The organism is Vibrio sp. VP6 (assembly GCF_028823755.1).
Classification (GTDB): domain Bacteria; phylum Pseudomonadota; class Gammaproteobacteria; order Enterobacterales; family Vibrionaceae; genus Vibrio; species Vibrio parahaemolyticus.
The window spans coordinates 1-5,953 of sequence record NZ_JAPEID010000075.1 but is presented as its reverse complement, the minus strand read 5'-3'; the positions used below and the strand labels follow the sequence as shown (position 1 = coordinate 5,953).

The following is a 5,953-nucleotide window of genomic DNA, read 5'->3' as shown; positions in this document are numbered from 1 at the left end:
GAGACGCTAACCGGAAAAAAAATTAATGACGACGGCTTTACGGCTGTTCTAAAAGATGTGCCTCGCGTACTTGCTCGCGAATGGAGAAAACTGCTTTATATACTGCCTAAAGCAATTGGCTTGTTTTTGCTCTTACTTATCCCGGCACTAGGGCAAACTGTTGGCCCGGTTTTATGGTTTATCTTTACCGCGTGGATGCTCGCGATTCAATATTGTGATTACCCGTTCGATAACCACAAAATTCCGTTCAACGACATGCGTTACAAATTGAAACAAAAGCAAGGTAAAGCCTATGGCTTTGGTGTGTTGGTTTCAGTATTCACAACGATTCCAATTTTAAACCTTATCGTCATGCCTGTTGCAATATGCGGTGCGACCGCCATGTGGGTGGCAGAGTTTAAACATCAGCGCTAGGTCAAATTTAGTGAAAGGGAAGGCTGTTCGATGCGCTTCCCTTTCTTTTTACTAAATTCTCGGCCAACCTAATAAGATATAACTTTTTAATCCTTTTCCCTTTTTTTTATACCGCATATTCTTCTATCCATATTCACACAACGTGTAATGAAGGAACATCACTATGAGCAAAATCTACGAAGATAACTCTCTTACCATTGGTAATACGCCCCTAGTTCGCCTAAACAAAGTGAGCAAAGGTAACGTTCTAGCGAAAATTGAAGCACGCAACCCAAGCTTCAGCGTTAAGTGCCGTATCGGTGCAAACATGATTTGGGAAGCAGAAAAAGCTGGCACTTTAAAGCCAGGCGTAGAACTAGTAGAACCAACCAGTGGTAACACAGGTATCGCATTAGCGTTCGTAGCAGCCGCTCGCGGTTACAAATTGACTCTAACTATGCCTGAATCAATGAGCCTTGAGCGCCGCAAGCTACTTAAAGCACTAGGCGCAAACCTTGAGCTAACCGAAGCAGCGAAAGGCATGAAAGGCGCAATTGCTAAAGCAGAAGAGATCGTAGCAAGCAATCCTGAAAAATACCTTCTTCTACAACAGTTCAACAACCCTGCTAACCCGCAAATTCACGAGAAAACCACTGGCCCTGAAATCTGGGATGCGACAGACGGTGAAATCGATGTGCTAGTAGCAGGCGTTGGTACGGGTGGCACTATCACTGGTACAAGCCGTTACATTAAAGGTGAGAAAGGTAAAGCGATCACTTCTGTTGCTGTAGAACCTGCAGAATCACCAGTAATCGCGCAAGCGCTAGCAGGCGAAGAAATTCAACCAGCACCACATAAAATCCAAGGTATCGGTGCAGGTTTCATTCCTGGAAACCTAGATTTGGACATTATCGACCGAGTTGAGCCAGTGACTTCTGAAGAAGCAATTGAGATGGCTCGTCGACTAATGGAAGAAGAAGGCATCCTTGCGGGCATCTCTTCAGGGGCCGCTGTCGTTGCTGCGAACCGAATTGCAGAACTACCTGAATTTGAAGGAAAAACCATCGTGACAATTCTGCCAAGCTCAGGTGAACGTTACCTAAGTACGGCACTATTTGCTGGTATCTTTACCGAAAAAGAGAACCAACAATAATATGTGGTCAAATCAATTTTTCGTCTAAAAAAGCCCCGTTCAGGGGCTTTTTTGTTGATCCCTGCCCTACCTTTGGTAATATCAGGGTGTTTTATTTCTAGCTTCAAAATAAAGAAGCAGAACACAAAAAGGTTTCAAAGTAATTGCGCACGCAAACAGTTGCGTAGTTACCAAACTTTTGACTAGTATCAGAACTGACACGCTTTGAACTCTCCCGTGCTAGCGCACAAGATATAAAGCAGTTAAGCTAAATCTAGTCACAAACTAACAAAAAAATACATTTATTGGGGTATATCACATGTACGAGAAGCAAGTAGAAATCACAGCAGAAAACGGTCTTCACACTCGTCCAGCTGCACAGTTCGTTAAAGAAGCTAAAGCATTCGACGCGGACATCACTGTGACTTCTAACGGTAAAAGCGCTAGCGCTAAGAGCCTATTCAAACTACAAACACTAGGCCTAGTAAAAGGTACTCTTGTTACTATTTCTGCTGAAGGCCCACAAGCTCAGCAAGCTGTAGACCACCTAGTTGCTCTAATGGACCAACTACACTAATCCGGTCTCCTACTCCAGAAGCCATTTTGTGAAAGCAAAATGGCTTCGTTGGAAATAGGCTCAAAACTAAGCTAAAACTATTCGTTAGCGCACCCATTATTCTCCCGTTTTATAAAGTTGACCAAACTTAAGGTAAGGCTATGATTTCAGGCATCCTAGCATCTCCTGGTATTGCAATCGGTAAAGCACTACTACTTCAAGAAGATGAAATTGTCCTAAACACAAACACTATTTCTGATGATCAAGTAGAAGCAGAAGTTGCACGTTTCTTTGACGCTCGTAACAAATCTGCAGCTCAGCTAGAAACTATCAAGCAAAAAGCGCTTGAAACTTTCGGCGAAGAAAAAGAAGCGATCTTTGAAGGTCATATCATGCTTCTTGAAGACGAAGAGCTAGAAGAGGAAATCCTAGCACTTATCAAAAACGACAAGATGACTGCTGATCACGCTATCCACTCAGTGATCGAAGAGCAAGCATGTGCTCTTGAGTCTCTAGACGACGAATACCTAAAAGAACGTGCAACTGACATCCGTGATATCGGTTCTCGTTTCGTGAAGAACGCACTAGGCATCAACATCGTTTCGCTAAGCGACATCAATGAAGAAGTTATCCTAGTTGCTTACGACCTAACGCCATCTGAAACAGCGCAAATCAACCTAGACTACGTGCTGGGTTTTGCTTGTGACATCGGTGGTCGTACTTCACACACTTCTATCATGGCTCGCTCTCTTGAGCTTCCTGCTATCGTTGGTACTAACGACATCACTAAGAAAGTTAAGAATGGCGACATGCTGATTCTTGACGCGATGAACAACAAGATCGTTGTTAATCCATCAGAAGCTGAAGTAGAAGAAGCGAAAGCAGTTAAAGCTGCATTCCTAGCTGAGAAAGAAGAGCTAGCAAAACTTAAAGACCTACACGCAGAAACAACAGATGGTCACCGCGTAGAAGTTTGCGGCAACATCGGTACAGTGAAAGACTGTGACGGTATCATCCGTAACGGTGGTGAAGGCGTTGGTCTGTACCGTACTGAATTCCTATTTATGGACCGTACTGCGCTACCAACTGAAGAAGAACAGTACCAAGCGTACAAAGAAGTTGCAGAAGCAATGAACGGTCAAGCTGTGATCATCCGTACTATGGATATCGGCGGCGATAAAGATCTACCGTACATGGATCTACCTCAAGAGATGAACCCGTTCCTAGGTTGGCGTGCAGTACGTATCAGCTTGGATCGTCGTGAAATCCTTCGTGATCAACTACGTGGCATCCTACGTGCGTCTGCACACGGTAAGCTACGTATCATGTTCCCAATGATCATCTCTGTTGAAGAAATCCGCGAGCTTAAGAACGCAATCGAAGAGTACAAAGCAGAGCTACGTGCTGAAGGTCTTGCATTCGACGAAAACATCGAAATCGGTGTAATGGTTGAAACACCTGCAGCAGCAGCGATCGCACACCACCTAGCGAAGGAAGTATCTTTCTTCTCTATCGGTACCAACGACCTTACTCAGTACACTCTAGCGGTAGACCGTGGTAACGAGATGATCTCTCATCTTTACAACCCACTATCACCAGCTGTACTAACCGTGATCAAGCAAGTTATCGACGCTTCTCACGCTGAAGGTAAGTGGACTGGTATGTGTGGTGAGCTTGCAGGCGATGAGCGTGCAACACTTCTACTTCTAGGTATGGGTCTGGATGAGTTCTCAATGAGCGGTATCTCTATCCCTAAAGTGAAGAAAGTTATTCGTAACTCTAACTTCGCAGAAGTGAAAGCAATGGCTGAAGAAGCGCTTTCTCTACCTACTGCAGCAGAAATTGAAGCAGTAGTTGAAAAGTTCATTGCTGAGAAAACTCAATAATCAGTAGTACCAAGTTATTCAATACTTAATGGCCATTAGACGGCGAAAAAAGTCGTCTAATGGGCTATATTGGTATACTATAATTCGACAGAATAAAACCAAACCTTAGGAGCATGACACAATGGGTCTGTTTGACAAACTTAAGAAGCTTGTATCTGATGACAGCGCTGACGCTGGTGCAATCGAAATCATCGCACCACTATCTGGTGAAATCGTAAACATTGAAGATGTGCCAGATGTTGTTTTCGCTGAGAAAATCGTTGGTGACGGTATTGCTATCAAGCCAGCAGGCAACAAAATGGTAGCTCCTGTAAACGGTACTATCGGTAAGATCTTCGAAACTAACCACGCATTCTCTATCGAGTCTGACGACGGTGTTGAGCTTTTCGTTCACTTCGGTATCGATACAGTTGAACTTAAAGGCGAAGGCTTCACGCGTATCGCAGAAGAAGGTCAAACTGTTAAAGCTGGCGACACTGTAATTGAATTCGATCTAGCTCTTCTAGAAGAGAAAGCGAAGTCAACACTAACTCCAGTTGTTATCTCTAACATGGACGAAATCAAAGAGCTGAACAAGCTTTCTGGTTCTGTAACTGTTGGTGAAACTCCAGTTCTACGTGTAACTAAGTAATTTTTACTTATCCGAACACGAAAAAACGGTTTTTTTTATTATCTGACTTTTTTCTGAGCGATGCGCATCGCTGAAACACGTTCAACTGAGCAAGCCTAGTGCTGAGCTCGGCCTTTGCTTCGCTTGAGCGAGTAATGCAGTTGTCGCATCCTGCAGCACCTGAGAGCGCACCATTACTGTCGACTCCCGAGCAAAGTCTGTATCTCGAATTCGCCCTTTTGATTCCGAAACACTCCGGTTAATGGTGTTTAAATTATCGATCGTGCCACTCACACGATTCTGAAATCCACCGATTTCACTGCGATGAGAATCAACATACTTTATCGCCGCATCCACCACACCAATGGCAAGCTGAGCGCCTCCTACTGTCGACATATCGAGATCATCAACGGTCACCAACTCACCGGAACCTATATCCATCTCATCGGCAAAATTGCCTTTCCATGTGATGCCTTCTGGCGCATTCAGTGTCGAGGTAAAAAACTGCAGTTGATGATCTTGCGTTACAGAAGCATCGACTACCGATTGCTGGGCATTAATGTAGGTTGCCACTTCTTCAAGGTTATCGCCTACTTTGAGTGTTAATGCTTTAGACTGTGTTTGGCCTTCATTGTCTTGATATTCAAACGCGAACTGTTGGTTATCTCTCGTTACCCGCCAGTCTTTGTCTAAACTGTCACCCAGATAATGTTGCCCGCCCATTTCAGGTATGTGCGTACGCATGTTTCTGAGCGTCAATGATATAGAGTTCGCATTGGCGCCAATATGAAAACTCTGAGAACCATAAGAGCCATTGAAGAGGTTTTTATCCGCGAATGTCGTCGTGATTGCCACACGATCCAATTCATCTTGTAGTGCAATCACTTCTTGTTGAAGACTTGTACGATCATCCTGTTCATGGCTGCCATTTGCGGCCTGAAGCCCGAGAGAGCGTAGCCGTTGCAGAATATCACTGCTCTCATGCAACGCGCCTTCTGCGGTTTGAGCGACCGAATAGGCATCGTGAGAATTCCTTAAGGCGACATCAATCCCTCTCGTTTGAACATGGAGAGTATTCGATATTTGTAGGCCTGCAGCATCGTCGCTTGCTGAGTTAATCCGATATCCCGAAGACAGGTTTCTCTGTGACTCAACGTTTTGAGCAGCTGCTTGGCTAAGATGTCGCTGCGTCATCATCGCGGCAACATTGGTATTTAAAGAGACCATCTAATCGATATGAATGCCTTGTCGAACATCCTGTTAGGACGCATCTAAATCGGTATAGCCGATAAGCAAAAAGCCAGGGATGAGCCTGGCTTTTGTATCTTGTCGTGTTAGGTAGATTAACCTAGAAGACTTAGCGCTGAGTTTGGCGC

The 5,953-nt window shown here is 44.5% G+C and carries 6 protein-coding genes; 5 read left to right on the top strand and 1 reads right to left on the bottom strand.

What is annotated here, in order from left to right; all coding sequences use genetic code 11:
- From cysZ to crr, 5 genes are all read left to right on the top strand, one after another.
- The coding region (gene cysZ / locus OU793_RS23235) for a sulfate transporter CysZ (RefSeq protein WP_274647857.1) at window positions 1–414 on the top strand (414 nt) is incomplete at its 5' end.
- 163 nt (window positions 415–577) lie between these two features.
- Window positions 578–1,546 (top strand): cysteine synthase A, encoded by a 969-nt coding sequence (cysK, locus tag OU793_RS23230; protein ID WP_005489833.1) that lies wholly within the window; start codon window positions 578–580, stop codon window positions 1,544–1,546.
- Between the two features lie 298 nt (window positions 1,547–1,844).
- The gene (locus tag OU793_RS23225) at window positions 1,845–2,102 is read left to right on the top strand and encodes an HPr family phosphocarrier protein (RefSeq protein WP_005436894.1); all 258 of its coding nucleotides are present in this window, start codon (window positions 1,845–1,847) and stop codon (window positions 2,100–2,102) included.
- Between the two features lie 140 nt (window positions 2,103–2,242).
- Window positions 2,243–3,967: a phosphoenolpyruvate-protein phosphotransferase PtsI gene (gene ptsI, locus OU793_RS23220; RefSeq protein ID WP_005489822.1), complete on the top strand. Its 1,725-nt coding sequence runs from the start codon at window positions 2,243–2,245 to the stop codon at window positions 3,965–3,967.
- Window positions 3,968–4,088: 121 nt separating this feature from the next.
- A complete protein-coding gene (gene crr / locus OU793_RS23215) occupies window positions 4,089–4,598 on the top strand; it encodes a PTS glucose transporter subunit IIA (RefSeq protein WP_005382041.1) in 510 nt (169 codons plus the stop codon).
- A gap of 81 nt (window positions 4,599–4,679) precedes the next feature.
- Here crr and OU793_RS23210 read toward each other — a convergent pair whose 3' ends face one another.
- Window positions 4,680–5,804, bottom strand: a complete 1,125-nt coding sequence (locus tag OU793_RS23210) for a flagellin (protein ID WP_069536320.1) — start codon at window positions 5,802–5,804, stop codon at window positions 4,680–4,682.
- Window positions 5,805–5,953: the final 149 nt, after the last annotated feature.

Bases quoted from the DNA above. Each gene is read 5' to 3' on its own strand.
- crr (WP_005382041.1), top strand. From the start codon at position 4,089: ATGGGTCTGTTTGACAAACTTAAGAAGCTTGTATCTGATGACAGCGCT.
- OU793_RS23210 (WP_069536320.1), bottom strand. From the start codon at position 5,804: ATGGTCTCTTTAAATACCAATGTTGCCGCGATGATGACGCAGCGACAT.
- OU793_RS23225 (WP_005436894.1), top strand. From the start codon at position 1,845: ATGTACGAGAAGCAAGTAGAAATCACAGCAGAAAACGGTCTTCACACT.
- cysK (WP_005489833.1), top strand. From the start codon at position 578: ATGAGCAAAATCTACGAAGATAACTCTCTTACCATTGGTAATACGCCC.
- ptsI (WP_005489822.1), top strand. From the start codon at position 2,243: ATGATTTCAGGCATCCTAGCATCTCCTGGTATTGCAATCGGTAAAGCA.